This is a genomic window from Pantoea sp. Tr-811, assembly GCF_011752535.1.
GTDB lineage: Bacteria > Pseudomonadota > Gammaproteobacteria > Pseudomonadales > Pseudomonadaceae > Aquipseudomonas.
Genome location: NZ_VWXJ01000010.1, coordinates 138,007 through 162,386 on the forward strand (window position 1 = coordinate 138,007; position 24,380 = coordinate 162,386).

22 protein-coding genes are annotated in these 24,380 nt (G+C 63.6%); 11 read left to right on the forward strand and 11 right to left on the reverse strand.

Annotated elements, in window-relative coordinates; genetic code table 11:
• Nucleotides 1-111: 111 nt before the first annotated feature.
• Nucleotides 112-1,455: a sigma-54-dependent Fis family transcriptional regulator gene (locus tag F3J44_RS16745; protein ID WP_205299940.1), complete on the reverse strand. Its 1,344-nt coding sequence runs from the start codon at nucleotides 1,453-1,455 to the stop codon at nucleotides 112-114.
• Nucleotides 1,456-1,610: 155 nt separating this feature from the next.
• Between F3J44_RS16745 and F3J44_RS16750 the strand changes: the two genes are divergently transcribed.
• The 3 genes from F3J44_RS16750 to F3J44_RS16760 are packed head-to-tail and all read left to right on the forward strand — an operon-like array spanning nucleotide 1,611 to nucleotide 4,601.
• Nucleotides 1,611-2,489 (forward strand): MBL fold metallo-hydrolase, encoded by an 879-nt coding sequence (locus tag F3J44_RS16750; protein ID WP_370526762.1) that lies wholly within the window; start codon nucleotides 1,611-1,613, stop codon nucleotides 2,487-2,489.
• A gap of 40 nt (nucleotides 2,490-2,529) precedes the next feature.
• Entirely contained in the window at nucleotides 2,530-3,786 is a 1,257-nt protein-coding gene (locus tag F3J44_RS16755) for an FAD/NAD(P)-binding oxidoreductase (RefSeq protein ID WP_167274192.1), read from the forward strand.
• On the forward strand, nucleotides 3,783-4,601 hold the full coding sequence (locus F3J44_RS16760) for a sulfite exporter TauE/SafE family protein (RefSeq protein ID WP_167063735.1): 819 nt from the start codon (nucleotides 3,783-3,785) through the stop codon (nucleotides 4,599-4,601). The genes F3J44_RS16755 and F3J44_RS16760 overlap by 4 nt, the downstream gene beginning before the upstream one ends.
• Here the strand turns inward: F3J44_RS16760 and F3J44_RS16765 are convergent.
• Nucleotides 4,590-5,477, reverse strand: coding sequence for a LysR family transcriptional regulator (locus F3J44_RS16765; RefSeq protein ID WP_167274195.1), 888 nt, complete (start codon nucleotides 5,475-5,477; stop codon nucleotides 4,590-4,592). The two genes, F3J44_RS16760 and F3J44_RS16765, sit on opposite strands and share 12 nt — an antisense overlap.
• Nucleotides 5,478-5,672: 195 nt before the next feature.
• On the opposite strand from F3J44_RS16765, the gene F3J44_RS16770 reads away from it, so the two are divergent.
• Nucleotides 5,673-7,319 (forward strand): GMC family oxidoreductase, encoded by a 1,647-nt coding sequence (locus F3J44_RS16770; protein WP_167274198.1) that lies wholly within the window; start codon nucleotides 5,673-5,675, stop codon nucleotides 7,317-7,319.
• Between the two features lie 97 nt (nucleotides 7,320-7,416).
• Nucleotides 7,417-9,045, forward strand: coding sequence for an MFS transporter (locus tag F3J44_RS16775; protein WP_167274200.1), 1,629 nt, complete (start codon nucleotides 7,417-7,419; stop codon nucleotides 9,043-9,045).
• A gap of 213 nt (nucleotides 9,046-9,258) precedes the next feature.
• Here F3J44_RS16775 and F3J44_RS16780 read toward each other — a convergent pair whose 3' ends face one another.
• From F3J44_RS16780 to glyQ, 4 genes are all read right to left on the reverse strand, one after another.
• Complete coding sequence (locus tag F3J44_RS16780) at nucleotides 9,259-10,029, reverse strand: 1-acyl-sn-glycerol-3-phosphate acyltransferase (RefSeq protein ID WP_167063746.1); 771 nt, start codon at nucleotides 10,027-10,029, stop codon at nucleotides 9,259-9,261.
• A 64-nt stretch (nucleotides 10,030-10,093) separates the two neighbouring features.
• Nucleotides 10,094-10,621 carry a D-glycero-beta-D-manno-heptose 1,7-bisphosphate 7-phosphatase gene (gene gmhB / locus F3J44_RS16785; protein ID WP_167274203.1) on the reverse strand — a complete coding sequence of 176 codons (528 nt, stop codon included), beginning with the start codon at nucleotides 10,619-10,621 and terminating at the stop codon, nucleotides 10,094-10,096.
• Between the two features lie 3 nt (nucleotides 10,622-10,624).
• Entirely contained in the window at nucleotides 10,625-12,676 is a 2,052-nt protein-coding gene (gene glyS, locus F3J44_RS16790; protein WP_167274205.1) for a glycine--tRNA ligase subunit beta, read from the reverse strand.
• On the reverse strand, nucleotides 12,673-13,599 hold the full coding sequence (glyQ, locus tag F3J44_RS16795) for a glycine--tRNA ligase subunit alpha (protein WP_370526384.1): 927 nt from the start codon (nucleotides 13,597-13,599) through the stop codon (nucleotides 12,673-12,675). Before glyQ ends, glyS begins: the two co-directional genes overlap by 4 nt.
• Before the next feature lie 104 nt (nucleotides 13,600-13,703).
• Here glyQ and F3J44_RS16800 point away from each other — a divergent pair, with 104 nt between their 5' ends.
• A complete protein-coding gene (locus tag F3J44_RS16800) occupies nucleotides 13,704-14,255 on the forward strand; it encodes a DNA-3-methyladenine glycosylase I (RefSeq protein WP_167063752.1) in 552 nt (183 codons plus the stop codon).
• Nucleotides 14,256-14,296: 41 nt separating this feature from the next.
• Entirely contained in the window at nucleotides 14,297-15,184 is an 888-nt protein-coding gene (locus tag F3J44_RS16805) for a lysophospholipid acyltransferase (protein WP_027917130.1), read from the forward strand.
• Nucleotides 15,185-15,357: 173 nt separating this feature from the next.
• Here F3J44_RS16805 and F3J44_RS16810 read toward each other — a convergent pair whose 3' ends face one another.
• The 5 genes from F3J44_RS16810 to def are packed head-to-tail and all read right to left on the reverse strand — an operon-like array spanning nucleotide 15,358 to nucleotide 19,888.
• Complete coding sequence (locus tag F3J44_RS16810) at nucleotides 15,358-15,672, reverse strand: tetratricopeptide repeat protein (RefSeq protein ID WP_110638922.1); 315 nt, start codon at nucleotides 15,670-15,672, stop codon at nucleotides 15,358-15,360.
• A gap of 12 nt (nucleotides 15,673-15,684) precedes the next feature.
• A complete protein-coding gene (gene trkA / locus F3J44_RS16815) occupies nucleotides 15,685-17,058 on the reverse strand; it encodes a Trk system potassium transporter TrkA (protein WP_167274208.1) in 1,374 nt (457 codons plus the stop codon).
• A gap of 23 nt (nucleotides 17,059-17,081) precedes the next feature.
• Entirely contained in the window at nucleotides 17,082-18,392 is a 1,311-nt protein-coding gene (rsmB, locus tag F3J44_RS16820) for a 16S rRNA (cytosine(967)-C(5))-methyltransferase RsmB (protein WP_167063755.1), read from the reverse strand.
• Nucleotides 18,389-19,321: a methionyl-tRNA formyltransferase gene (gene fmt / locus F3J44_RS16825; RefSeq protein WP_167274210.1), complete on the reverse strand. Its 933-nt coding sequence runs from the start codon at nucleotides 19,319-19,321 to the stop codon at nucleotides 18,389-18,391. The genes rsmB and fmt overlap by 4 nt, the downstream gene beginning before the upstream one ends.
• A gap of 60 nt (nucleotides 19,322-19,381) precedes the next feature.
• Entirely contained in the window at nucleotides 19,382-19,888 is a 507-nt protein-coding gene (gene def, locus F3J44_RS16830) for a peptide deformylase (RefSeq protein WP_003260000.1), read from the reverse strand.
• Nucleotides 19,889-20,095: 207 nt separating this feature from the next.
• On the opposite strand from def, the gene dprA reads away from it, so the two are divergent.
• The 4 genes from dprA (at nucleotide 20,096) to F3J44_RS16850 (ending at nucleotide 24,137) form a co-directional block, all read left to right on the forward strand.
• On the forward strand, nucleotides 20,096-21,193 hold the full coding sequence (gene dprA, locus F3J44_RS16835) for a DNA-processing protein DprA (RefSeq protein WP_167274213.1): 1,098 nt from the start codon (nucleotides 20,096-20,098) through the stop codon (nucleotides 21,191-21,193).
• Nucleotides 21,194-21,236: 43 nt separating this feature from the next.
• Nucleotides 21,237-21,794: an L-threonylcarbamoyladenylate synthase gene (locus tag F3J44_RS16840; protein WP_167063762.1), complete on the forward strand. Its 558-nt coding sequence runs from the start codon at nucleotides 21,237-21,239 to the stop codon at nucleotides 21,792-21,794.
• A gap of 1,324 nt (nucleotides 21,795-23,118) precedes the next feature.
• The gene (locus F3J44_RS16845; RefSeq protein ID WP_167274216.1) at nucleotides 23,119-23,415 is read left to right on the forward strand and encodes a hypothetical protein; all 297 of its coding nucleotides are present in this window, start codon (nucleotides 23,119-23,121) and stop codon (nucleotides 23,413-23,415) included.
• Nucleotides 23,416-23,837: 422 nt separating this feature from the next.
• Nucleotides 23,838-24,137: a hypothetical protein gene (locus F3J44_RS16850; RefSeq protein ID WP_167063768.1), complete on the forward strand. Its 300-nt coding sequence runs from the start codon at nucleotides 23,838-23,840 to the stop codon at nucleotides 24,135-24,137.
• Nucleotides 24,138-24,380: the final 243 nt, after the last annotated feature.

Sequence of the window (24,380 nt, forward strand, 5' to 3'; positions counted from 1 at the left end):
GATCAGACCACGAATTTTCCCGATTAATGTAAGGGCAGAGGTAAAGGTCAGGTAAAGACAGGCCACTGCTTCGCGGCGTTTCGATGCCTGGGCAATTCCACGTACAGGTTTTCAGTTCAGGCCGAGCGCTTTGAGGCGGCGGTACAGCGTGCGCTCGCTCAGGCCGAGGTGGCGGGCCAGCTCGCTGCGCGAGCCCTGAAACTGCTCCAGAGCCAGGGCGAGGCCACCGAGGTCGTTGCGCCCTCGCCCTCTGGTTGTAGCGGGCAACGGTTGGCCTACGTCGTCGGGAAGATGCTCCGGGCGGATCAACCCGTCATCGGCAAACAGCCGTGCCCGCTCCAGGATATTGCGCAACTCACGAATGTTGCCTGGGAAGGTGTGCAGGCGAAGCTGGGTGAGTGCCGCTTCGGTCAAACTGACTGCCGGCGGGCCGCCCATGCGCTGCAGGAGGCTTTCAGCGAGCAGCGGCAAATCTTCCACCCGTTCACGCAATGCCGGCAAACGAATCGGGAAGCCGCTGATGCGGTAGTACAGGTCTTCACGGAACGTCCCCTCTGCCACCATCTGTTTCAGCGGTTTGTGGGTGGCCGACACCAGCCGGAAATCTGCATGCACGGTGCGCAGGCTGCCCACCGGGCGGAAGCTGCCGGACTCGATCAGGCGCAGCAGTTTGACCTGCATTGCCAATGGCACCTCACCGATCTCGTCGAGGAACAGCGTGCCGCCATGGGCCGCTTCAGCCAGCCCAACCTTACGCTGGTTGGCACCGGTGAAGGCGCCCTTCTCGTAGCCGAACAACTCGCTTTCGAACAGCGACTCGGTCAAGCCGGTGCAGTCGACCACGACCAACGGCCCGTTCGCCCGCGGGCTGCCCAGGTGGATGGCGCGAGCGAACAGCTCCTTGCCAGTGCCCGACTCTCCCTGGAGCAGCACAGGAATCTGCGCCGGCGCGGCGCGTTGCAGGCTGGCCAATGCCGTCTTGAACGCTGGCGCGCGACCAACCAGGCCTTGCTGCTGGGGTTGAGCCGACGCCAGCGCGATGCTGGTCAGGCGCTCGACAAAAGCCACCACCCTGCCCTGCTCGTCAAGAATCGGCCGCAGCTCCACATCCACATGCTCGGGCCCACGCGGTGTGTGGTGAATGTGCAGCACCCGCTCGGGCTCCTTGCTGGCCCAGGCTTTGCGCATTGGGCAGTGCTCCCCGGCTTGGTCGCAGGGCACTGCGTAGTGATGGGAAACCCGGTGGCACTTTTCTCCCAGAGGGGCCTGCTCGTCGTGGCCGAACTGCCGGCGATAGGCAGCGTTGGCAGCGAGGATGTTGTAGTCGGTGTCCAACACGATGGTTGGCAGGGCATCGTGCTCAAGGTAGGAAACCAGGGCTAGGATGAGGGGATGGGCTTCAGGCATGACGGTACCGATGAAGATGGCCTGGCGCAGGGTAACAAGGACTGCCAAACACTGCCATTGGCTGACAGTCGACTGCCACATGTGCTGCCAAAGCCACTGACGGCGACCAGCCGCAGCCCGGCTTCATTGGCCCAGGCCATTAAAACCGCCTGGCATGCATCTTGATAACACTTCTGGTGGATCAATTGGAGAACGTGATGATCATCGGCAACAACCTTCACGTGGACGCCTTCTACGACCAGGCGACCTCGACCATCAGTTACCTGGTGCTGGACCGTGAAACCCTGCACTGCGCGTTGATCGACAGCGTGCTGGATTACGATCCCAAATCCGGGCGAACCTGTACCACGTCGGCAGACCGCCTGATCGAGCGCGTAAAAGAGCTGAACGCCAACGTGCAGTGGGTACTGGAAACCCATGTGCACGCCGACCACCTCTCGGCAGCGGCGTACCTCAAGGCACAACTTGGTGGCCACACGGCCATCGGCGCGCATATTACCCAGGTGCAGAAAACCTTTGGCGCGCTGTTCAATGCCGAGCCTGGCTTTGCCCGGGACGGCAGCCAGTTCGACGTGCTGTTCGAGGACGAGGAAGGCTTTCGCATCGGCAACCTGCACGCCCGTGCCTTGCACACCCCAGGCCATACACCGGCGTGCATGAGCTTCACGATTGCCGATGGCGGCGAAACCGCAGTGTTTGTCGGTGACACCCTGTTCATGCCGGACTACGGTACCGCCCGTTGCGATTTCCCCGGTGCCGATGCCCGTACCTTGTACCGCTCGATTCGCCGCCTGTTGGCCTTCCCCAACCAGACCCGGCTGTTCATGTGCCATGACTACCTGCCCGGTGGGCGTGAGATGCAATTCATGACCACGGTTGCCGAGCAACGCGCGAGCAATATCCACATTCACCACGGCGTCGATGAGGACAGCTTCGTGGCGATGCGCGAGGCACGCGACAAGACCCTCGACATGCCCGTTCTGATCCTGCCCTCGGTGCAGGTCAACATGCGCAGCGGCCATTTCCCCGAACCTGAAGAGAACGGCGTGAGCTACCTGAAGATCCCGCTGAACACGCTCTGACCGCCCTGCCCTATAACCAGAATTTCCAGGATTGACTGCCATGCCTGCCAATACCGACCACCACCAGGTGGTCATCGTCGGTGCCGGTGCCGCCGGTATCGCCACTGCCTCCAGCCTGATCGCCCGCGACCCAACGCTGGACGTTGCCCTGATCGACCCAGGCGATGTGCACTACTATCAGCCCGGCTGGACGATGGTCGGAGCGGGCGTGTTCGAAGCGCCAAGCACCGCCCGCACCTTGGCATCGGTCATTCCACCAGGCGTGTGCTGGATCAAGGCACGGGTCCAGGGGTTCGATTCTGCGGCGCAGCAGGTCACCCTCGAAGGCGGCCGTACCCTTGGTTACCAACAATTGGTGGTCTGCCCTGGGCTCAAGCTCGACTGGGATGCCATCGACGGGCTTAGTGATACCCTCGGCCGCAACGGCGTCACTTCCAACTACCGTTTCGACCTGGCGCCCTACACCTGGGAACTGGTGCAGGCACTCAAGCAGGGCCGTGCCCTGTTCACCCAACCGCCCATGCCCATCAAGTGCGCCGGTGCGCCGCAGAAGGCGTTGTACCTGTCCTGCGACCATTGGCTGCGTAATGGCCAGCTGGGTGATGTGAAAGCCAGCTTCTTCAATGCCGGCGCCGTGCTGTTCGGGATCCCAGACTACGTGCCGGCACTGATGGCCTACATCGACAAATATGGCGTCGACCTCAACTACAGCCAACGCCTGGTCGCGGTAGATGGCCCCAACCGGCGCGCCACCTTCGTGCGTACGCTGGCCGATGGCAGCAGTGAGACCCGTAGCGAAGCCTTCGACATGCTGCACGTCGTTCCGCCACAGGTGGCCCCAGACTTCATTCGCACCAGCCCCCTGGCCGATGCCGCCGGCTGGGTCGATGTCGACCCGCATACCTTGCGCCACCGCAGGTTCGCCAATATCCATGCCCTGGGTGATGTCGCCAGCACCAGCAACGCCAAAACCGCTGCAGCGGCGCGCAAGCAGGCGCCGGTGGTTGCCAATAATGTGCTGGTCGCCCTAGGCCGCTTGCCAACCCTGGCCCAGTACGACGGCTATGGTTCCTGCCCGCTGACCGTCGAGCGCGGCAAGATCGTGCTTGCCGAGTTCACCTACGGTGGCAAGCTGGCGCCGAGTTTTCCGCGCTGGCTGCTCGATGGCTGCAAGCCCACCCGCCTGGCCTGGCTGCTCAAGGCCAAGGTACTGCCGCCGCTGTACTGGCAGGCCATGCTCAAAGGACGTGAGTGGCTGGCGCGGCCACAGCCTTTGTTCACCGAGGCCGAGCAGTGATCGAACATCAACTGCTGGGCGCTGGGCTGGGCGCGATCATTGGCGCAGTGCTGGCATTGACCGGCGCCGGCGGCGGCATTCTTGCTGTGCCGTTGTTGGTGTTCGGCCTTGGCCTGACGATGGTGGAAGCGGCGCCGATCGGCTTGCTTGCCGTTGGCATGGCTGCAGCGGTGGGCGCGCTGCTGGGGCTGCGCGAAGGGCTGGTGCGCTACCGCGCCGCGCTGTTCATTGCCTTGATTGGGATAGCCGCCGCGCCGTTCGGCCTGATGCTTGCCCATCGCTTGCCCAATACGCCGCTGGCGCTGGTGTTCGCCGGGGTGCTGGTGTACGCCTGCCTGCGCATCTGGCGCAAGGCGGCCAAGGAATTGCGCGGCGAAGCGAACGACGCGCACCGCTTCATCGAACCCTGCGTGCTGAACCCCTTGCAGGGCCGCTTGCGCTGGACCCTCCCCTGCGCCAGGGCGCTGGCGTTCACCGGGGTTATGTCGGGGTTGTTGTCGGGGCTGCTGGGCGTAGGCGGCGGCTTCGTCATCATTCCTGCCCTGAACCGCTACACCAACTTGCGCATGAAAAGCATCGTCTCCACCTCGCTGGCCGTCATCGCTCTGGTGTCCACCGGCAGTGTTGTCAGCGCCAGCCTGGCCGGGGTCATGCACTGGCGGATCGGCGCGCCCTTCGCCGTCGGTGCGGTTGCCGGGCTGCTGCTGGCCCGGCCATTGGCGGCGAAGATTGCCGGGCCACGGCTGCAGCAACTGTTCGCCGTCGCCGGCTGGCTGGCGGCGGTGCTACTGGCCGGCAAGGCGCTACTCGGCTAGCAGCGCGTCCTGCTCTGCTGCGCACAGCGCCAGCAGGTAGTCCCACACTACCCGCAAGCGCACCGACTTGTGCAGTTCACGACGGGTGCAGATCCAGTAGCTGCGCTGGATGGTTTCGCTGGGCAGCACACGCACCAGGGTAGGGTCGTGACGGGCCATGTAGTTGGGCAGCACGGCGATACCCAGGCCGGCGCGGGCGGCGGCCTGCTGGGCGATCACGCTGGTGCTGCGAAACACCACGTTGGGCGCCCGGCAGAAGCTGTTGAGAAACAGCAGTTCCTGGCTGAACAGCAGGTCGTCCACGTAGCCTATCCAGCTATGCCGGGCCAGGTCTTCGCGGTTGCGCAGCGGCGCTGCGCGGTCCAGGTAGCTTTGGCTGGCGTACAGCGCCAGGCGGTAGTCGGTGAGCTTGCGGGTAATCAGCAGGTCGGCATTGGGGCGCTCCAGGTGAATGCTGATCTCGGCCTCGCGGTTGAGGATGCTGACAAAGCGCGGCACGGCCACCAGCTCCACCTCAAGGCCTGGGTAGCGGGCAAACAGTTCGTTCATGCGTGGGGTGAAGAACATGATGCCAATGCCTTCGGTGACCCCCAGGCGGATCTTGCCCAGCGGGGTGATGGCCTGGGTGATTTCTTCCTGGGCCAGCAAGGCGACGTTTTCCATGGCTTCGGCATGCTTGAGCAGGGCCTGGCCCGAAGGTGTCAGTTCATAGCCCTGGGCATGCTGCACGAACAGTGGAGTGCCCAGGCTTTTCTCGATGCTTTCGATATGCCGAGCGACAGTGCTGTGGGTGGTGTTAAGGCGCTTGGCTGCCGTAAGCAGGCGGCCGCTGCGCTGCAATTCCAGGAAAAACCGCAGATCGTTCCAGTCGAACATGCTGATCCTTTTGGCTGTTCTTACCGGCCCTATCGCGGGCAAGCCCGTGGGAGCGGGCTTGCCCGCGAAGAGGCCGGTACAGGCTTCCCGCTGTGCTAAAACGCACAACGGCTGCGCGAAATCACGTGTTTGCATGACGAAATTACGCACTAAGATGAACCGGGACAAGAATAATAATCAGGCGCGAGGTTGCACATGCCATCAGCCGATCCTGTCTTCGACTACGTGGTCGTGGGTGCCGGTCCCGCCGGTTGCCTGCTGGCCAATCGCTTGTCCGCCGACCCTGCCTGCCGCGTCCTGCTGCTAGAGGCCGGTGGCCGCGACAACTACCCGTGGATTCATATTCCGGTCGGTTACCTCTACTGCATCGGCAACCCCCGCACCGACTGGTGCTTCACGACCGAAGCGCAACCTGGCCTTGGCGGCCGTGCCCTGGGGTATCCACGGGGCAAGGTGCTGGGCGGCTGTTCTTCCATCAACGGCATGATCTACATGCGCGGCCAGGCCGCCGACTACGACCAATGGGCCGCCCAAGGCAATGACGGCTGGGCCTGGAATGATTTGCTGCCACTGTTCAAGGCCAGCGAAAACCACTTCGCCGGCGCCAGCGCGCACCACGGCGGCGCCGGTGAATGGCGGGTCGAGCGCCAGCGCTACAGCTGGCCGATCCTCGATGCCTTCCGCGACGCTGCCGAGCAAAGCGGGATTGGCAAGGTCGACGACTTCAACACCGGCGACAACCAGGGCTGTGGATACTTTCAGGTCAACCAGCGCAGCGGCGTGCGCTGGAATGCTTCCAAAGCTTTCCTGCGGCCAATCAAGGGCCGCCCGAACCTCACCGTGCTGACCGGCGTGCAGGTCGACCAGGTGCTGCTCAACAACACCCGCGCCCGGGCGGTGAAGGCCTGGTGGCAAGGCGCCTGGCATGAATTCGGTGCACGCCGCGAAATCATCCTCTGCGCGGGGGCCGTGGGTTCGCCCGGTATCCTGCAGCGCTCCGGCATCGGCCCGCGCAAGTTGCTCGAAAGCCTGGGCATCGGTGTGCGTCACGACATGCCCGGGGTGGGCGGCAACCTGCAGGACCACCTGCAACTGCGCCTGATCTACCAGATTCGCAACACCCGCACCCTCAACCAGATGGCCAACAGCCTGTGGGGCAAGCTGGGCATGGGCCTGCGCTACGCCTACGACCGTAGCGGCCCGCTGGCCATGGCGCCGAGCCAGTTGGGCGCCTTCGTGCGCTCAAGCCCGGAGCAGGCGACGCCGAACTTGCAGTACCACGTGCAGCCCCTGTCGCTGGAACGCTTCGGCGAGCCATTGCATCAGTTCCCGGCCTTCACCGCCTCGGTGTGCAACCTGCGCCCGGCCAGCCGCGGGCGCATCGACATCCGCAGTGCGGACATGAACAGCGCGCCACTGATCGACCCCAACTACCTGAGCGACCCTCAAGACCTGCGCGTTGCCGCCGACGCCATTCGCCTCACCCGGCGGATTGTCCAGGCCCCTGCCCTCGCCGCCTTTGCCCCCCAGGAGTACCTGCCAGGCCCGGCGCTGCAAACCGAACAGGACCTGTTCGACGCAGCCGGCAAGATCGGCACCACCATCTTCCACCCGGTGGGCACCTGCCGCATGGGCAATACGCCGATGGACGTTGTGGATAACCAGCTGCGCGTGCACGGAATTCCCGGCCTGCGCGTGGCCGATGCCTCGATCATGCCGCAGATCACCTCCGGCAATACCTGTTCCCCCACCCTGATGATCGCCGAAAAGGCGGCGCAGCTGATCCTCAAAGGAGCCCCGGCCCAGACCTCCCTCAACGAAGACGCAGTACCGACCCCCTGACCGGGGAGCGTGCAACACCGGCGGCTCGCGGTCAGAAGCTGCCGACAGTGGAACAACAAGAATAATCACTGTGGCCTGCGGGCCGAGGACAGCAATGATGTCGGATTACATCCAAGAGCAGGGTGCGACGGCCAGCAGCGCCAGCCGTCGTGAAGAACGCAAGATCATTTTCGCGTCATCCCTCGGGACGGTGTTCGAGTGGTATGACTTTTTTCTCTATGGCGCCCTGGCTGCAGTCATCAGCAAGCAGTTCTTCGCCGGGGTGAATGACACCACTGCCTTCATCTTCGCCCTCATGGCCTTTGCTGCGGGCTTCCTGGTGCGACCGTTCGGTGCCTTGGTGTTTGGCCGCCTGGGCGACATGATCGGGCGCAAGTACACCTTCCTGGTGACCATCGTGCTGATGGGCCTGTCGACGTTCGCCGTGGGCCTGCTGCCCACCTACGCCAGCATCGGCATCGCTGCACCGATCATCCTGGTGATCCTGCGCATGCTCCAGGGGCTGGCGCTGGGCGGGGAATACGGCGGTGCGGCCACCTACGTTGCCGAACATGCGCCGCCCGGCAAGCGCGGTTTCCACACCGGTTTCATCCAGTCCACCGCCACCCTTGGCCTGCTGCTGTCGTTGCTGTCGTTGCTGGTGGTGCTGGGCAGCCGCTACATCAGCGGCGACCAGTTCGAAACCTGGGGCTGGCGCCTGCCGTTCCTGCTGTCGATCATCCTGCTGGCGATTTCTACCTGGATTCGCATGAGCATGCACGAGTCGCCGGCCTTCGTGAAAATGAAGGCCCAGGGCAAGGTCAGCAAGTCGCCGATCCGTGAGTCGTTCACCTCCTGGCCCAACCTCAAGGTGGTGCTGACCGCCCTGTTCAGCATCAATGCCGGGCAAGCGGTAACCTTCTACACGGCGCAGTTCTACGTGCTGTTCTTCCTCACCCAGATGCTGAAAATGGACCCGGCCCAGGCCAACACCCTGCTGATTATCAGCGTGGTGATCGGCGCGCCGTTCTTCGTGTTCTTCGGCTGGCTGTCGGACCGTATCGGCCGCAAGCCGATCCTGATGCTCGGCCTGCTGCTGGCCACGGTGCTGTACTTCCCGATGTTCAAGGCCCTGAGCCATTACGCCAACCCACAGATCGACGCCGCCAGCCGCCAGGCACCCATCGTGGTCACCGCCGACCCGCAAGGCTGTACCTTCCAGTTCGACCCCGTGGGCAAGGCGCGCTTCGACAGCCCGTGCGACAAGGTCAAGACCTTCCTGGTCAAGCAGGGCCTGCCCTACAGCTCGGTGAGCGTGGCCGGTAGCGGTGTGGTGGTGAACATTGGCGACAAAACCATCAATGGCTTCGACGAAGCGGCCATGCGCGCCGCCGTGGAACAGGCCGGCTACCCGGCCAAGGCGGACCCGGCGCAGGTCAACCAGGTGATGGTGGTGGTGTTGATCGTGGCCATGATCCTGATTGCGACCATGACCTACGGGCCGTTGGCGGCGGTGATGGTGGAGTTGTTCCCAACCCGCATCCGCTACACCTCCATGTCGCTGCCCTACCATATCGGCAACGGTTGGTTCGGTGGTTTCCTGCCAACCGTGTCGTTCGCCTTGGTGGTGTACACCGGGGATATCTTCTATGGGCTGTGGTACCCGGTGCTGGTGACCGGCATCAGCCTGGTGGTGGGCATTTTCTGCCTGAAAGAAACCAAGGATGTGGATATCGACAAGGTCTAAGCAGACATAGACGTCCCTGTAGGAGCGAGCAAAGCTCGCGATACCCTGCAAACAAAAAAACCGGCTGTAAAAGCCGGTTTTCTTATGCCCTGAAAAAACTTATGCACGCTTTTAAGAAAAATGTCATACACAGAAATAAACAGCTAATTCATGCACTTAGCGTCGACTTCAAGTATTCCCCGAAAAAACTGCTCACAAGTTATCCACAGATATTCAGGCGGTCTGTTCCTGCGGTTTTTCACCCACCGGCGGCAGCGACCCCAGGGCCCGCTGCGTGGCTTCGTTCCAAGCCGCAGCACGGTCGTTGAGCTCGGCAATGGCCCGTGGCCCGGTGCCCTCGGCATACATCGGCTTGCCGATCACCACCTCGATGGTGCCCGAACGCTTGCCCCAGCCCGTCTTGGGCCAGAACTTGCCGGCGTTGTGGGCAATCGGCAGTACCGGCAACCCGGCGTTCACGGCCAGCGCCGTGCCGCCACGGGAGAACTTGCCTACCGTACCGAACGGCACCCGCGTGCCCTCCGGGAAGATCAGCACCCAGGTTTTCTGCTTGAGCAGTTCGTCACCCTTGCTGGCCACCTGACGCAGCGCTTCCTTGGGGTTGTCGCGGTTGATCGCGATAGGCCGCAGCATGGCCATGGCCCAGCCAAAGAACGGCACGTACAGCAGTTCGCGCTTGAGCACCTGGCTCAGCGGTGAAAAATACTGCGACAGGAAGAACGTCTCCCAGGTGCTCTGGTGGTTGGACAGGATCACGCACGGCTCATCCGGCACGTTTTCGGCGCCGGTCACCTTGTAGTCGATGCCGAGAATGGTGCGGGTCAGGAACACCGCGCAGCGGCACCAGTAGACGTTGATGAACTTGTAGCGCTTGGGGAACGGCAGGAAAGGCGCGACGAAGAAGCTCAGCGAGCACCACAGCAGCGAACTGGTGCCCAGCAGCAGGTAAAAAAGAAAGATTCTGATCGCCTGCAGGATCGACATAGTGGCTAATACCGTTGCGGGGCGTGCCCGCCTAGGAAAAATGCGCCCGGGGGCGCATTAATGTTTAAATTATTTCTCTGGCGATGGCTGCCAGATCGTCGAAAATCAGTGTAGTTTCCGGGACACCTTTTTCCAGGGTCCGCTCGCCCTTGCCGGTTTTCACCAGCACGGGTTGTGCACCGACGGCCAGGGCGGCGGCCAGGTCACCTGCGCTGTCGCCGACGAACCAGACACCTTCAAGGGCCACCTGGTAATGCGCGGCAATCGCCCGCAGCATGCCGGGCTTGGGCTTGCGGCAATCGCAGCCTTCATCCGGCCCGTGCGGGCAATACACGATATGGCCCACCTCGCCGCCCTGCTCGGCCACCAACGCGCGCAGGCGCGCGTGCATGGCCTCGAGGGTTTCCAGCGAGTAGTAGCCACGGGCGATGCCGGACTGGTTGGTGGCCACGGCCACCGTCCAGCCCGCCTTGCTCAACTGCGCGATCGCTTCGACCGAGCCCGGAATGGGAACCCACTCGTCCAGCGTCTTGATGTAGGCGTCGGAGTCGTAGTTGATCACCCCGTCACGGTCGAGAATCAGCAGTTTCAAGGCTTACCCCAGCAGCGAAATGTCGGCCACGCCCAGGAACAGGCCGCGCAGGCGGCTGAGCAGGGCATAACGGTTGGCACGGACCTTGGCGTCTTCGGCGTTCACCATCACCGCCTCGAAGAAGGCGTCGACCGGGTCACGCAGGGCCGCCAGGCGGGCCAGCGATTCGCTGTACTGGCGAGCGGCAGCCATCGGTTGCACGGCCTGGTCGGCCTGCTGGATGGCCGAGTACAGGGAGAACTCGTTGGCGTTGTCGAAATACTTCGGCTCGACCTGTTCGGCGATGGCGCCTTCGGCCTTGCTCAGCAGGTTCGACACGCGCTTGTTCACCGCGGCCAGGGCTTCGGCTTCCGGCAGCTTGCGGAACGCCTGCACCGCTTGTACGCGCTGGTCGAAGTCCAGGGCCGAGGCCGGCTTCAGGGCGCGCACCGACAGGTAGGTGGCCACGTCGATGCCTTCGTCTTCGTAACGTGCACGCAGGCGGTCGAAGATGAACTCCAGCACCTGCTCGGCCAGGCCTGCGGCCTTGACCTTGGCACCGAACTGCTTGACCGCGAACTCGACCGCACCGGTCAGGTCCAGGTCCAGTTGCTTCTCGATCAGGATACGCAGCACGCCCAGGGCGGCACGGCGCAGGGCGTACGGGTCTTTGCTGCCGGTAGGCAGCATGCCGATGCCGAAGATGCCGACCAGGGTGTCGAGCTTGTCGGCGATGGCCACGGCAGCACCGGTAACGGTCTGCGGCAGCTCGGCGCCAGCACCGCGCGGCATATACTGCTCGTTCAGCGCCAGGGCCACGTCTTGCGGCTCGCCGTCGTTGAGTGCGTAGTAGTAACCGGCAACGCCCTGCATTTCAGGGAATTCGCCCACCATCTCGGTGGCCAGGTCGCACTTGGACAGCAGGCCGGCGCGGCCAGCGCGCTGGGCGTCGCCGCCAATCAGCGGGGCAATGAAGGCGGCCAGTTTGGAAACGCGCTCGGCCTTGTCATAGACAGTGCCCAGCTGGGCCTGGAACACCACGTTCTTCAGGCGCTCGTTGAAGGTTTCCAGCGGCTGCTTCTTGTCCTGCTTGAAGAAGAACTCGGCGTCGGTCAGGCGTGGGCGCACGACCTTCTCGTTACCCTGCACGATCTGCTTGGGGTCACGGCTCTCGACGTTGGCCACGGTGATGAAGCGCGGCAGCAGCTTGCCTTCGCTGTCCAGCAGGCAGAAGTACTTCTGGTTGTCCTGCATGGTGGTGATCAGGGCTTCCTGCGGCACTTCCAGGAAACGCTCCTCGAACGAGCACACCAGCGGCACTGGCCACTCGACCAGGGCGGTCACTTCGTCCAGCAGCGCCGGTGGCACGATGGCCGTGCCTTCCTGCTGCATGGCCAGCTCTGCGGTACGCTTGCTGATCAGCTCGCGGCGCTCGGCGAAGTCGGCCAGCACGTAGGCCTTGCGCAGGTCTTCGACATAGTTGGCCGGGGTGGTGATCACCACGTTTTCCGGGTGGTGGAAGCGGTGGCCACGGGATTCACGGCCAGCCTTCTGCGACAGGATGGTGCAGTCGACCACCTGGTCGCCCAGCAGCATCACCAGCCACTGGGTTGGGCGCACGAATTCTTCACGGCTGGCGGCCCAGCGCATGCGCTTGGGAATCGGCAGGTCGTTCAGCGAGTCTTCGACGATGGTCGGCAGCAGGCTGGCGGTGGACTTGCCCGGAATGTGCTGGGAAAAGCGCAGCTTAGGGCCGCTCTGGTCGATTTCAGCCAGCTCTACACCGCACTTCTTGGCGAAGCCCAGGGCAGCCTGGGTCGGCTCGCCGTCCTTGAAAGCCGCCTGCAGGGGTGGGCCGTCGATGTTGATGCTGCGGTCTGGCTGCTGCACGTCGAGCTGGCGGATCAGCACGGCCAGGCGGCGCGGGGCGGCGTACACCTGCTTGCCGGTGTAGTTCAGGCCAGCGGCCTGCAGGCCTTTCTCGATACCGGCCAGGAAGGCGTCGCCGAGGCTCGCCAGGGCCTTGGGTGGCAGCTCTTCGGTGCCCAGTTCTACCAGGAAATCTTGAGCACTCATTGTGCAGCCTCCAGCTTCGCCAACACTTCGTCACGCAGTTCAGGGGTAGCCATCGGGAAGCCCAGGCGTGCGCGGGCTTGCAGATAGCTTTGCGCCACGTCCCGGGCCAGGGTACGGACACGCAGGATGTAGCGCTGGCGCTCGGTTACCGAGATGGCGCGGCGGGCGTCCAGCAGGTTGAAGGTGTGCGAGGCCTTCAGGACCATTTCGTAGGTCGGCAGCGGCAGCTCCAGCTTGATCAGGCGGTTGGCTTCGCTTTCGTAGAAATCGAACAGTTCGAACAGTTTCTCGACGTTGGCGTGTTCGAAGTTGTAGGTCGACTGCTCCACCTCGTTCTGGTGGAACACGTCGCCATAGGTCACCTTGCCGAACGGGCCGTCGGCCCACACCAGGTCGTACACCGAGTCGACGCCCTGGATGTACATGGCCAGGCGCTCCAGGCCGTAGGTGATTTCACCGGTGACCGGGTAGCACTCGATGCCGCCTACCTGCTGGAAGTAGGTGAACTGGGTGACTTCCATGCCGTTGAGCCAGATTTCCCAGCCCAGGCCCCAGGCGCCCAGGGTCGGCGATTCCCAGTTGTCTTCGACGAAGCGAATGTCGTGTACCAGCGGGTCCAGGCCGATGGCTTTCAGCGAGCCGAGGTACAGCTCCTGGAAGTTGGCAGGGTTCGGCTTGAGTACCACCTGGAACTGGTAGTAGTGCTGCAGGCGGTTGGGGTTCTCGCCATACCGCCCGTCGGCAGGGCGACGGCTGGGCTGCACGTAGGCGGCGTTCCAGGTTTCTGGGCCCACGGCGCGCAGGAATGTAGCGGTGTGGAAAGTGCCGGCGCCTACTTCCATATCGTAGGGCTGAAGCACCACACAACCTTGAGCTGCCCAGTAGTTTTGCAGGGCGAGGATCAGGTCTTGGAAGGTACGCACGGCTGGCGTAGGCTGGCTCACGAAATTCACCTGTATCTGGGGATGCGGATGTAAAGAGCGGGAGTATAACCTGATTCGCCTCGCCCTCTACTCATTGGAGCCTTATGCCACGCTGCTTTTGGTGTACCGACGATCCGTTGTACCAGGCCTACCACGACCAGGAATGGGGAACGCCACAGCGCGACCCGGCGTTGCTCTTCGAGATGCTTTTGCTCGAAGGGTTCCAGGCGGGGCTGTCATGGATCACCGTATTGCGTAAACGCGAGCGCTACCGCGAGGTGATGCATGGCTTCGACCCGGTGAAACTGGCGCAGATGAGCGATGAGCGCATCGAGGAGCTGATGCTGGACGCCGGCATCATCCGCAACCGCCTCAAGCTCAAGGCCGCGCGGCGCAATGCGCAGGCCTGGCTGGCTGTGGATAACCCTGCCCAGTGGCTGTGGTCGTTCGTCGGCGGTGAGCCGAAGATCAACCACTTCCAGGGCCGCGGCGAGGTGCCGGCGGTGACCGAAGAAGCCACCGCCATGAGCAAGGCGCTGCGCAAGGCCGGCTTCACCTTCGTCGGCCCTACCATCTGCTACGCCTTCATGCAGGCCACCGGCATGGTCATGGACCACACCACCGATTGCGATCGCTACGCCGCCTTGCAGCGCTGAGGGGTTACAATGCCCGCCTTGCTGAAATAAGGAATTCGCCTGTGGAAAAGTTCAAGGGCGCCCTGATGGTCGGGGTGCTGCGCCTGTTTGCCAAGCTGCCCTGGGGCGCTGTGCAGCGCGTTGGCGCCGGTATCGGCTGGCTGATGTGGAAAGTGCCCAACGGCTCGCGCAATGTGGTGCGCATCAACCTGGCCAAGTGCTTCCCGGAGATGGACCCGGCCGAGCGCGAACAGCTGGTGGGCCGTGCGCTGAAAGATATCGGCAAATCGTTCGTCGAAAGTGCCTGTGCGTGGATCTGGCCGCCCCAGCGTTCGCTGGACCTGGTCAAGGAAGTGCACGGCCTGGAAGTGCTGGAGCAGGCCCTGGCCTCGGGCAAGGGCGTGGTCGGCATCACCAGCCACCTGGGTAACTGGGAGGTGTTGAACCACTTCTATTGCAACCAGTGCAAACCGATCATCTTCTACCGCCCGCCGAAGTTGAAGGCGGTGGATGACCTGCTGCGCGAGCAGCGGGTGCAGATGGGCAACCGTGTGGCGCCGTCGACCAAGGAAGGCATCCTGAGCGTCATCAAGGAAGTGCGCCGTGGTGGCCAGGTGGGCATTCCGGCCGACCCAGAGCCGGCGGAATCGGCTGGGGTGTTCGTGCCGTTTCTCGGCACCCAGGCGCTGACCAGCAAGTTCGTGCCGAACATGCTGGCGGGTGGCAAGGCGGTGGGGGTGTTCCTGCATGCCCTGAGGCTGCCGGACGGGTCGGGCTTCAAGGTGTTCCTGGAGGCGGCGCCGGAAGAGATGTACAGCACCGACGTGAACGTATCGGCGGCGGCCATGAGCAAGGTGGTCGAGCGCTATGTGCGCGAGTACCCGAGCCAGTACATGTGGAGCATGAAGCGCTTCAAGAAGCGCCCGGCCGGCGAGCCGCGCTGGTATTGAGACCAATACCGCCTGTGTTGGCAGGGACTTTGTAGGAGCGAGCGTTGCTCGCGATGGGGCGCGTAGCGGCCCCAGGTTCTCAGCTTCGCAGCCAACATTGCCGGGGCTGCTTTGCAGCCCATCGCGAGCTAGGCTCGCTCCTACAGGGATTGATGTGACCCACAGGGATTGCGTTAGCTTGAGGTTTTGTTGAGCTTCTTGAGGAACACGGTCATCTCTTTCTCGGCCTGCTTGTCGCCATGGGCCTGGGCCGCCACGATCCCGTCCTCCCAGGCCTTGCGCGCCGCCGCCAGGTCACCGACCAACTGATACGCCTTGCCCAGCAGCTTCCACGCCGCCGAATACTTCGGGTCCTGCTCCACGCAGCGTGCCAGGTGCACCGCAGCCTCTGCGCCATTGCCCTCGTCCAGCCAGGCCTTGCCCAGGCCAAACCGCAGCAACGGGTTATCCACACCCTTGGCCAGCATCTTTTCCAGCGATTCGCGCATGCCCTCTTCCCCTTAGAAGAAACTCAAGCCGACGTGGAACAGCTTCTCCACATCCCGAATATGCTTTTTATCCACAACGAACAGAATCACATGGTCACCCGACTCGATCACCGTGTCATCGTGGGCGATCAGCACTTCCTCGTCGCGGATGATCGCGCCGATGGTGGTGCCTGGCGGCAGGGCGATGTTTTCCACAGCCTTGCCCACCACCTTGCTCGACTTCGCATCGCCATGCGCCACCGCCTCGATGGCCTCGGCCGCCCCGCGGCGCAGTGAGTGCACGCTGACGATATCGCCACGGCGCACGTGCGCCAGCAAGGTGCCGATGGTGGCCAGCTGCGGGCTGATGGCGATGTCAATGTCGCCGCCCTGCACCAGGTCGACGTAGGCCGGGTTGTTGATGATGGTCATCACCTTGCGCGCACCCAGGCGCTTGGCCAGCAGCGACGACATGATGTTGGCCTCGTCGTCGTTGGTCAGGGCCAGGAAGATGTCGGCATCAGCGATGTTCTCTTCGAGCATCAGGTCCTTGTCCGAGGCGCTGCCCTGCAGCACCACGGTGCTTTCCAGGGTGTCGGAAAGGTGCCGGCAACGCGCCGGGCTCATCTCGATGATCTTCACCTGGTAGCGGCTTTCGATGGCCTCTGCCAAGCGTTCGCCAATCTGCCCGCCCCCGGCGATCACCACGCGCTTGTTGGTTTCGTCGATGCGCCGCAGCTCGCCCATCACCGCGCGGATGTCTTTCTTGGCGGCAATGAAGAACACCTCGTCGTCGGCCTCGATCACCGTGTCGCCGCGTGGGGTGATCGGCCGGTCGCGGCGGAAGATCGCGGCCACGCGGGTGTCGACGTTGGGCATGTGGGCGCGGATCTGGCGCAGTTGCTGGCCCACCAGCGGGCCGCCGTAGTAGGCCTTGACCGCCATCAGCTGGGCCTTGCCCTCGGCGAAGTCGATCACCTGCAGGGAACCTGGGTGTTCGATCAGGCGCTTGATGTAGTTGGTCACCACCTGCTCGGGGCTGATCAGCACATCGACCGGGATATGGTCGTTGTCGAACAGCTCCTCGCGGGTCAGGTAGGCCGACTCGCGCACCCGGGCGATCTTGGTCGGGGTGTGGAACAGTGTGTAGGCCACCTGGCAGGCGACCATGTTGGTTTCGTCGCTGTTGGTCACTGCCACCAGCATGTCGGCGTCGTCGGCACCGGCCTGGCGCAGCACCGTGGGCAGCGAGCCGCGGCCCTGCACGGTGCGGATGTCCAGGCGGTCGCCCAGGTCGCGCAGGCGGTCGCCATCGGTGTCGACCACGGTGATGTCGTTGGCCTCGCTGGCCAGGTGCTCCGCCAGCGTACCGCCCACCTGCCCTGCACCGAGGATGATGATCTTCATCCGCTACTCCCTACCCTGTGTGCTTACCCGCGCGAGGCGGCGATCTTGATCAGCTTGGCATAGTAGAAACCGTCGTGGCCGCCTTCCTGGGCCAGCAACTGGCGGCCGTGGGGCTGGCGCAGGCCGGCTTCGGTGGCCAGGTCCAGCTCGCGGGCGCCTGGGGTGCGGGCGAGGAAGGCATCGATCACTTCGGTGTTTTCGGTCGGCAGGCTGGAGCAGGTGGCGTACAGCAGCATGCCGCCCACTTCCAGGGTTGGCCACAGGGCATCGAGCAGTTCGCCTTGCAGCGTGGCCAGGGCCGGAATGTCCTCGGCCTGGCGGGTCAGCTTGATGTCCGGGTGGCGGCGGATCACGCCGGTGGCCGAGCACGGCGCATCCAGCAGAATGCGCTGGAACGGCTTGCCGTCCCACCAGCTGGCGGTGTCGCGGGCGTCGCAGGCAATCAGCTCGGCGTCCAGTTGCAGGCGGTCGAGGTTTTCGCGCACGCGGGTCAAGCGCTTGGCTTCCAGGTCGATGGCCGTCATGTGGGCCAGGCCGGGTTCGGCTTCGAGCAGGTGGCAGGTTTTGCCGCCAGGGGCGCAGCAGGCGTCGAGCACGCGCTGGCCGGGGGCCAGTTCGAGCAGGTCGGCGGACAGTTGTGCAGCTTCGTCCTGCACGCTCACCCAGCCTTCGGCAAAGCCCGGCAGGCCACGCACGTCGCAGGCCTGGGCGAGGACGATGCCGTCACGGCTGTACTGGCAGGCGCTGGCGGCAATGCCGGCGCCTGCCAGCAGCGCCAGGTAGCCGTCGCGGCTGTGGTGGCGGCGGTTGACCCGCAGGATCATCGGCGGGTGCGCGTTGTTGGCCGCGCAGATGGCCTCCCACTGCTCTGGCCAGAAGGCCTTGAGCGACTTCTGCAGCCAGCGTGGGTGGGCGGTGCGCACCACCGGGTCGCGCTCCATGCCGGCCAGCAGTGCCTCGCCCTCGCGTTGGGCGCGGCGCAGCACGGCATTGAGCAGGCCCTTGGCCCACGGCTTTTTCAGCTTGTCGGCGCAGCCAACGGTTTCACCGAGGGCGGCGTGGGCCGGAATGCGGGTGTAGAACAGCTGGTACAGGCCGACCAGCAGCAGTGCCTGCACATCGGCATCGGCGGCCTTGAACGGCTTTTGCAGCAGCTGCGCGGCCAGCAGGTCCAGGCGGGGTTGCCAGCGTGCGGTGCCGAATGCCAGGTCCTGGGTCAGGCCGCGGTCGCGTTCATCGACCTTGTCCAGCTGGGCCGGCAGCGAGCTGTTGAGCGAGGCCTTGCCGCTGAGAACAGCGGCAAGGGCACGGGCGGCGGCGAGGCGTGGGTTCATTGGCCCAGCACCTTGCCGGCGGCGAATTTCTCGCGGCGGCTGTTGAACAGGTCGCTGAAGTTCAGCGCCTTGCCACCGGGCAGTTGCAGGCGGGTCAGGCTCAGCGCCTGGTCAGCGCAGGCGACCACCAGGCCGTCCTTGCTGGCGGACAGGATCTCGCCCGGTGCGCCCTGGCCTGTGGCCAGGTTGGCGGCCAGCACCTTCACGGTTTCGCCGTCGAGGGTGCTGTGGCACACCGGCCACGGGTTGAAGGCGCGGACAAGGCGCTCAAGCTCAATGGCCGGGCGGCTCCAGTCGATGCGCGCTTCGTCCTTGTTCAGCTTGTGTGCATAGGTGGCCAGGGCATCGTCCTGCACTTCACCGTGCAGCGTACCGTCGGCCAGGCCGGAAATTGCCTGGATGACGGCAGGCGGGCCCATTTCGGCGAGGCGGTCGTGCAGGCTGCCGCCGGTATCCTCGGCGCTGATCGGGGTGACCACCTTGAGCAGCATCGGGCCGGTATCCAGGCCCGCTTCCATGCGCATCACGGTGACGCCGCTCTCGGCATCGCCCGCTTCCACGGCGCGCTGGATCGGCGCTGCACCGCGCCAGCGCGGCAGCAGGGAAGCGTGGCTGTTGATGCAGCCCAGGCGTGGGATGTCGAGTACCACTTGCGGCAGGATCAGGCCGTAGGCCACCACCACCATCAGGTCTGGCTTGAGCGCGGCCAGTTCCGCCTGTGCATCAGGGTTGCGCAGGGTCGGCGGCTGGAACACAGGGATGTCATGGGCCACGGCCAATTGCTTGACCGGGCTCGGCATGAGCTTCTGGCCACGGCCGGCGGGGCGGTCGGGCTGGGTGTAGACGGCCACGATCTCGTACGGGCTGTCGAGCAGGGCCTTGAGGTGTTCGGCGGCAAACTCGGGAGTGCCTGCAAAGACGATGCGCATGGAGTTCTCGCTTCAAAAAAGAAAAAGGCTTGCCGGAGCAAGCCTTCTGGAAGGTAGGGATCAGGCTTGCTGGCGGTGCTGCTTTTCCAGCTTCTTCTTGATCCGGTCGCGCTTGAGCTGTGACAGGTAGTCGACGAACAGCTTGCCGTTGAGGTGATCGAACTCGTGCTGCACGCACACCGCCAGCAGGCCTTCGCATTCCAGCTCGTACGGCTTGCCGTCGCGGTCCTGGGCCTTGACCCGAACACGCAGCGGGCGGTCGACGTTTTCGTAGAAGCCCGGCACCGACAGGCAGCCTTCCTGGTACTGGCCCATGTCGTGGGTCAGTTCCTCGACGGTGGGGTTGATGAAGACGCGCGGTTCGCTGCGGTCTTCGCTGAGGTCCATCACCACCACCTGTTGGTGCACGTTGACCTGGGTAGCGGCCAGGCCGATGCCGGGGGCTTCGTACATGGTTTCAAACATGTCGTCGATCAGCTGACGCAGGGCGTCGTCGAACACCGTCACCGGTTTGGCGATGGTGCGCAGGCGCGGGTCGGGGAATTCGAGAATGTTCAAGATGGCCATAAGGTCAGGCAGTCACTGTGCGGTCGGTTGAAAACTGAGCACACATAATAAAGGGAAACGCGGATTTCAGCACCTGTGAAAGCTCGTCTAGGGTCTCTATAGGCCTCATAGCCAGCCATTCATGGACAGCTTTTCAAAGTGTTACTCACAAACTTATCCACAGGTTGTGCCACGTAGATGGCCCTGTTTCGATCAAGGATGATCCCGATGTCGATTAACCATTCGTCGCCTTGCCACCCGGCTGAACTGGAGGCACGCCTGCGCCTGCACCGCTTGCCCGAGACGGGTTTAAGACGTTTTCGCAGCTTGCTTGAAGCCTTCGGCAGTGCCTCTTCGGCGCTTAGCGCGCCCGGTTCGGCATGGCGTTCGCTGGGTATTCCACAGGCCACCATCGATGCCCGGCGCAGTGCTGAGGTACGTGATGGTGCCCTGGCCGCAATGGCCTGGATAGAGCGTCCGGGCCAGCATTTACTGATGTGGGACGGCCCTGGTTACCCGGCGTTGCTGGCGGAAATCGACGACCCGCCGCCGCTGCTTTTCGTCGCTGGCGACCCGGCACTGCTCGACCGCCCGCAACTGGCCATCGTTGGCAGCCGGCGTGCAACGCCCCCGGCGCTGGACACGGCCCGGGCATTTTCCCGCTGCCTGGCCCAGGCCGGTTTCACCATCACCAGTGGCCTTGCGCTGGGTATCGATGGCGCCGCTCATCGGGCTGTGCTGGAGGTTGGCGGGGGTACGATTGGCGTGCTCGGCAGTGGCTTGCAAAAACTTTATCCACAGCGCCACCGCGAGCTTGCCCAGGCGATGATCGACAGCGGTGGCGCGCTGGTTTCCGAGTACCCGCTGGATGCCGGGCCGTTGCCGGGCAACTTCCCCCGGCGTAACCGCATCATCAGTGGGTTGTCGCTGGGCGTGCTGGTGGTCGAGGCCAGCCTTGCCAGTGGCTCGTTGATCACCGCCCGCCTGGCTGCCGAGCAGGGCCGCGAGGTGTATGCCATTCCGGGGTCGATTCACCACACGGCGGCCAAGGGTTGCCACCAGTTGATTCGCGATGGGGCGCTGCTGGTGGAAAATGTGCAGCAGATCATCGACAGCCTGCGTGGCTGGCAGCACTTGCCGCCGGCGGTGGTGGAAAAGCCTGTGCATCCTTTGCTTGCCCTGCTGCATGCCGCGCCACAGACTAGCGAGAACCTGGCCCACTTCAGCGACCGGCCGCTGGCCGAGGTGCTGGCGCAGCTCACTGAGCTTGAGCTTGAAGGCCGGGTCAGCAATGTGGCTGGGCGTTGGTTTGCCCGCGCCGGCTAAGTACACTGCGCGCAAGCAAGGTTTATAGGCGGAGAGACAAATCATGGTGAGCAGTTTTCGTGTGCAACAAGCCGCACGTGAGATCCGGGCGGGCGCGGTAATCGCCTACCCGACGGAAGCGGTCTGGGGCCTGGGCTGCGACCCATGGAACGAGGACGCGGTGTATCGCCTGCTGGCGCTCAAGTCGCGGCCTGTGGATAAGGGGCTTATCCTGATTGCCGACAACATCCGCCAGTTCGACTTTCTGTTCGAGGATTTCCCCGAGGACTGGATCGACCGCATGGGCAGCACCTGGCCTGGGCCGAACACCTGGCTGGTGCCGCACCAGGACCTGTTGCCCGAGTGGGTGACCGGCCAGCACGACACCGTGGCGCTGCGGGTCAGTGACCATCCGCAGGTGCGTGAGTTGTGCGCGCTGGTGGGGCCGTTGATTTCCACCTCGTGCAACCCAGGCGGCCGCCCGGCGGCGAAGACCCGGTTGCGGGTGGAGCAGTATTTTCATGGGCAGCTGGATTTGGTGCTGGGTGGGGCGTTGGGGGGGCGGAAGAATCCGAGTGTGATTCGGAACTTGGCCACGGGTGAGGTTGTTCGCCCGGGGTGAGGCCGTTGTGGCTCGGCGCAAATTTCAAGCCATGCGCCAAAGGGCCGTTTGCGGTGGCCACATGAACATTGGCCCGAAACAGACGTAGGAGCGAGCGCAGCTCGCGATGCGCCGCGCGGGCGGCGCTCGGTCGTATAGGCGACACATATCTTTCGGCGAACACCTGCGGGTTTTTCTGATTGTTGCCAAACAGCCTGTCCAACCTGCGTACTAGGGAAATATCCTACAACCCGTGTCCCCTGCCATCACCTTCTCAGTGGGAATCCTTGCCTCTAGGCTTCAGACCGTCGCCGAATAGCTTGGCGATCGGGTGTGGTAACCCGAACCGGAGAGTTCCTGGCAGTCTATGGCGGCTGTACGCGGGAGGCTTCGTGCCTGCCGGGTTATGGGAACTCTCACCGGTTTACCACCCTGCGTACAGCTGCCACCTAATCGTGTGGTAACGAATAGGTGGGGCATAGAAGCGAGAGTTGTCCCATGAAAAAGATAGTTCCTGATCCACCCCTTCCCAACACTACCACCCGCGCCTTCGGCCGCTGCGACGCCGGCCATGAAGCGCTGTTCAGCGTAAACCCCAACATCTGCGCCGCCCGCGCGGCGCTTCGCGAGCTGCGCTCGCTCCTACGTCTGTTTCGGGCCAGTTATGCCTGTGGCAGGCGTACGCGACCGCCTTGTTGATACGACACGATATCGCGCCAGGCGCCAAGGCGTTCGCGCGCAATTACCCAGAACTCACTGGCCCGAAACAAACGTAGGAGCGAGCGCAGCTCGCGAAGCGCCGCGCGGGCGGCGCTCGATTTTACAGGCGCTGAAAACCTCAAGGCATGTGCGGTACTTTGTGGGAGATAACCCAGCCCTCGCGGGCTGCGGTGTCGCGCAGGGAACATTGCCCGCAAACGCGCCGCTACCCTTTGTAGGAGCGGGCTTGCCCCGCGAACACCGGCGCAGCCGGTGCCATGCACCGCGGTGCTTGCTTCGCGGGTCAAGCCCGCTCCTACAGACGCCAAACCCGCACGGATTTTTCTGAATATGTCTCGCATGGCTGTGCGGATTGAGGATTGAGAAATATCCTACAACCCGCGTCCCTTGCCATCACCTTCTCAGCGGGAATCCTTGCCTCTAGGCTTCAGACCGTCGCCGAATAACTTGGCGATCGGGTGTGGTAACCCGGGTGTGCTTGGGGCGTCACAGCTATGGCAGCTGTGCGTGGGAGGCTTCGTGCCTACCGGGAGCGCCTCCAGCCCGGTTTTACCACCCCGCGTACAGCTGCCACCTAAATCGTGTGGTAACGGATAGGTGCCAGCTCCTTTATCTGGAGCAAGCAATGAAAAAAATCGTACCGGATCCACCCCTTCCCAAAACCTCCCCCCGCGCCTTCGGCCGTTGCGACGCCGGTCATGAAGCGCTGTTCAGCGTAAACCCCAACATCTGCGCCGCTGATGCGCTGGTTCATATCGCGCTGTACCTGCGCTGCGCCTACGAAACCGGCTACAAGACCCTCGATTACCTGAGCGAGGAAGGCCGTGGGATGTATTGGTCCAGCCTGCATGCGGTCGAGATGGCCGAGGGGTTGGTTGAGGCGATTCTGGATGGCATTGAATCGGTGCCTGTTAAGCAGTAGGCGGTGTGGGGGCTGAGAGGTGCCTGCCTTGATGCTTTCTGCGCCTATGAGATCGAGCGCCGCCCGCGCGGCGCTCGGTCGCATAGGCGACACATACCTTTCGGCGAACACCCGCAGGTTTTTCTGATTGTTGCCAAACAGCCTGTCCAACCTGCGTATTAGGGAAATATCCTACAGCCAGCGTCCCCTGCCATCACCTTCTCAGTGGGAATCCTTGCCTCTAGGCTTCAGACCGTCGCCGAATAACTTGGCGATCGGGTGTGGTAGCCCGGATGCATTTTTTCCATGACAGTCTATGGCGGCTGTGCGTGGGAGGCTTTCGAGCCTGCCTGGATTGGAAAATGCCCGGGTCTACCACCTCGCGTACAGTCGCCACCCTTCACGTGGTAGTGAAGGGTGGTGGCTTTGAGGAGCATTTTCCAATGATCAAGAAAATCGTCCCGGATCCACCCCTTCCCAACACTGCCCCCCGCGCCTTCGGCCGTTGCGACGCCGGTCATGAAGCGCTGTTCAGCGTAAACCCCAACATCTGCGCCGCTGATGCGCTGGTTCATATCGCGCTGTACCTGCGCTGCGCCTACGAAACCGGCTATAAGACCCTCGATTACCTGAGCGAGGAAGGCCGTGGGATGTATTGGTCCAGCCTGCATGCGGTCGAGATGGCCGAGGGGTTGGTTGAGGCGATTCTGGATGGCATTGAATCGGCGCCTGTTAAGCAGTAGGCGGTGTGGGGGCTGAGAGGTGCCTGCCTTGATGCTTTCAGCGCCTGTGAGATCGAGCGCCGCCCGCGCGGCGCTTCGCGAGCTTTGCTCGCTCCTACGTTTGTTTCGGGCCAGTTATGCCTGTGGCAGGCGTACGCGACCGCCTTGTTGATACGACACGATATCGCGCCAGGCGCCAAGGCGTTCGCGCGCAATTCCCCAGAACTCACTGGCCCGAAACAAACGTAGGAGCGAGCGCAGCTC

Excerpts from the sequence above, each read along its gene's own strand:
- F3J44_RS16755 (WP_167274192.1), top strand. The coding sequence starts at position 2,530 with ATGCCTGCCAATACCGACCACCACCAGGTGGTCATCGTCGGTGCCGGT.
- F3J44_RS16765 (WP_167274195.1), bottom strand. The coding sequence starts at position 5,477 with ATGTTCGACTGGAACGATCTGCGGTTTTTCCTGGAATTGCAGCGCAGC.
- F3J44_RS16770 (WP_167274198.1), top strand. The coding sequence starts at position 5,673 with ATGCCATCAGCCGATCCTGTCTTCGACTACGTGGTCGTGGGTGCCGGT.
- F3J44_RS16775 (WP_167274200.1), top strand. The coding sequence starts at position 7,417 with ATGTCGGATTACATCCAAGAGCAGGGTGCGACGGCCAGCAGCGCCAGC.
- F3J44_RS16780 (WP_167063746.1), bottom strand. The coding sequence starts at position 10,029 with ATGTCGATCCTGCAGGCGATCAGAATCTTTCTTTTTTACCTGCTGCTG.
- glyS (WP_167274205.1), bottom strand. The coding sequence starts at position 12,676 with ATGAGTGCTCAAGATTTCCTGGTAGAACTGGGCACCGAAGAGCTGCCA.
- F3J44_RS16800 (WP_167063752.1), top strand. The coding sequence starts at position 13,704 with ATGCCACGCTGCTTTTGGTGTACCGACGATCCGTTGTACCAGGCCTAC.
- F3J44_RS16810 (WP_110638922.1), bottom strand. The coding sequence starts at position 15,672 with ATGCGCGAATCGCTGGAAAAGATGCTGGCCAAGGGTGTGGATAACCCG.
- trkA (WP_167274208.1), bottom strand. The coding sequence starts at position 17,058 with ATGAAGATCATCATCCTCGGTGCAGGGCAGGTGGGCGGTACGCTGGCG.
- rsmB (WP_167063755.1), bottom strand. The coding sequence starts at position 18,392 with ATGAACCCACGCCTCGCCGCCGCCCGTGCCCTTGCCGCTGTTCTCAGC.
- fmt (WP_167274210.1), bottom strand. The coding sequence starts at position 19,321 with ATGCGCATCGTCTTTGCAGGCACTCCCGAGTTTGCCGCCGAACACCTC.
- def (WP_003260000.1), bottom strand. The coding sequence starts at position 19,888 with ATGGCCATCTTGAACATTCTCGAATTCCCCGACCCGCGCCTGCGCACC.
- dprA (WP_167274213.1), top strand. The coding sequence starts at position 20,096 with ATGTCGATTAACCATTCGTCGCCTTGCCACCCGGCTGAACTGGAGGCA.
- F3J44_RS16840 (WP_167063762.1), top strand. The coding sequence starts at position 21,237 with ATGGTGAGCAGTTTTCGTGTGCAACAAGCCGCACGTGAGATCCGGGCG.
- F3J44_RS16845 (WP_167274216.1), top strand. The coding sequence starts at position 23,119 with ATGAAAAAAATCGTACCGGATCCACCCCTTCCCAAAACCTCCCCCCGC.
- F3J44_RS16850 (WP_167063768.1), top strand. The coding sequence starts at position 23,838 with ATGATCAAGAAAATCGTCCCGGATCCACCCCTTCCCAACACTGCCCCC.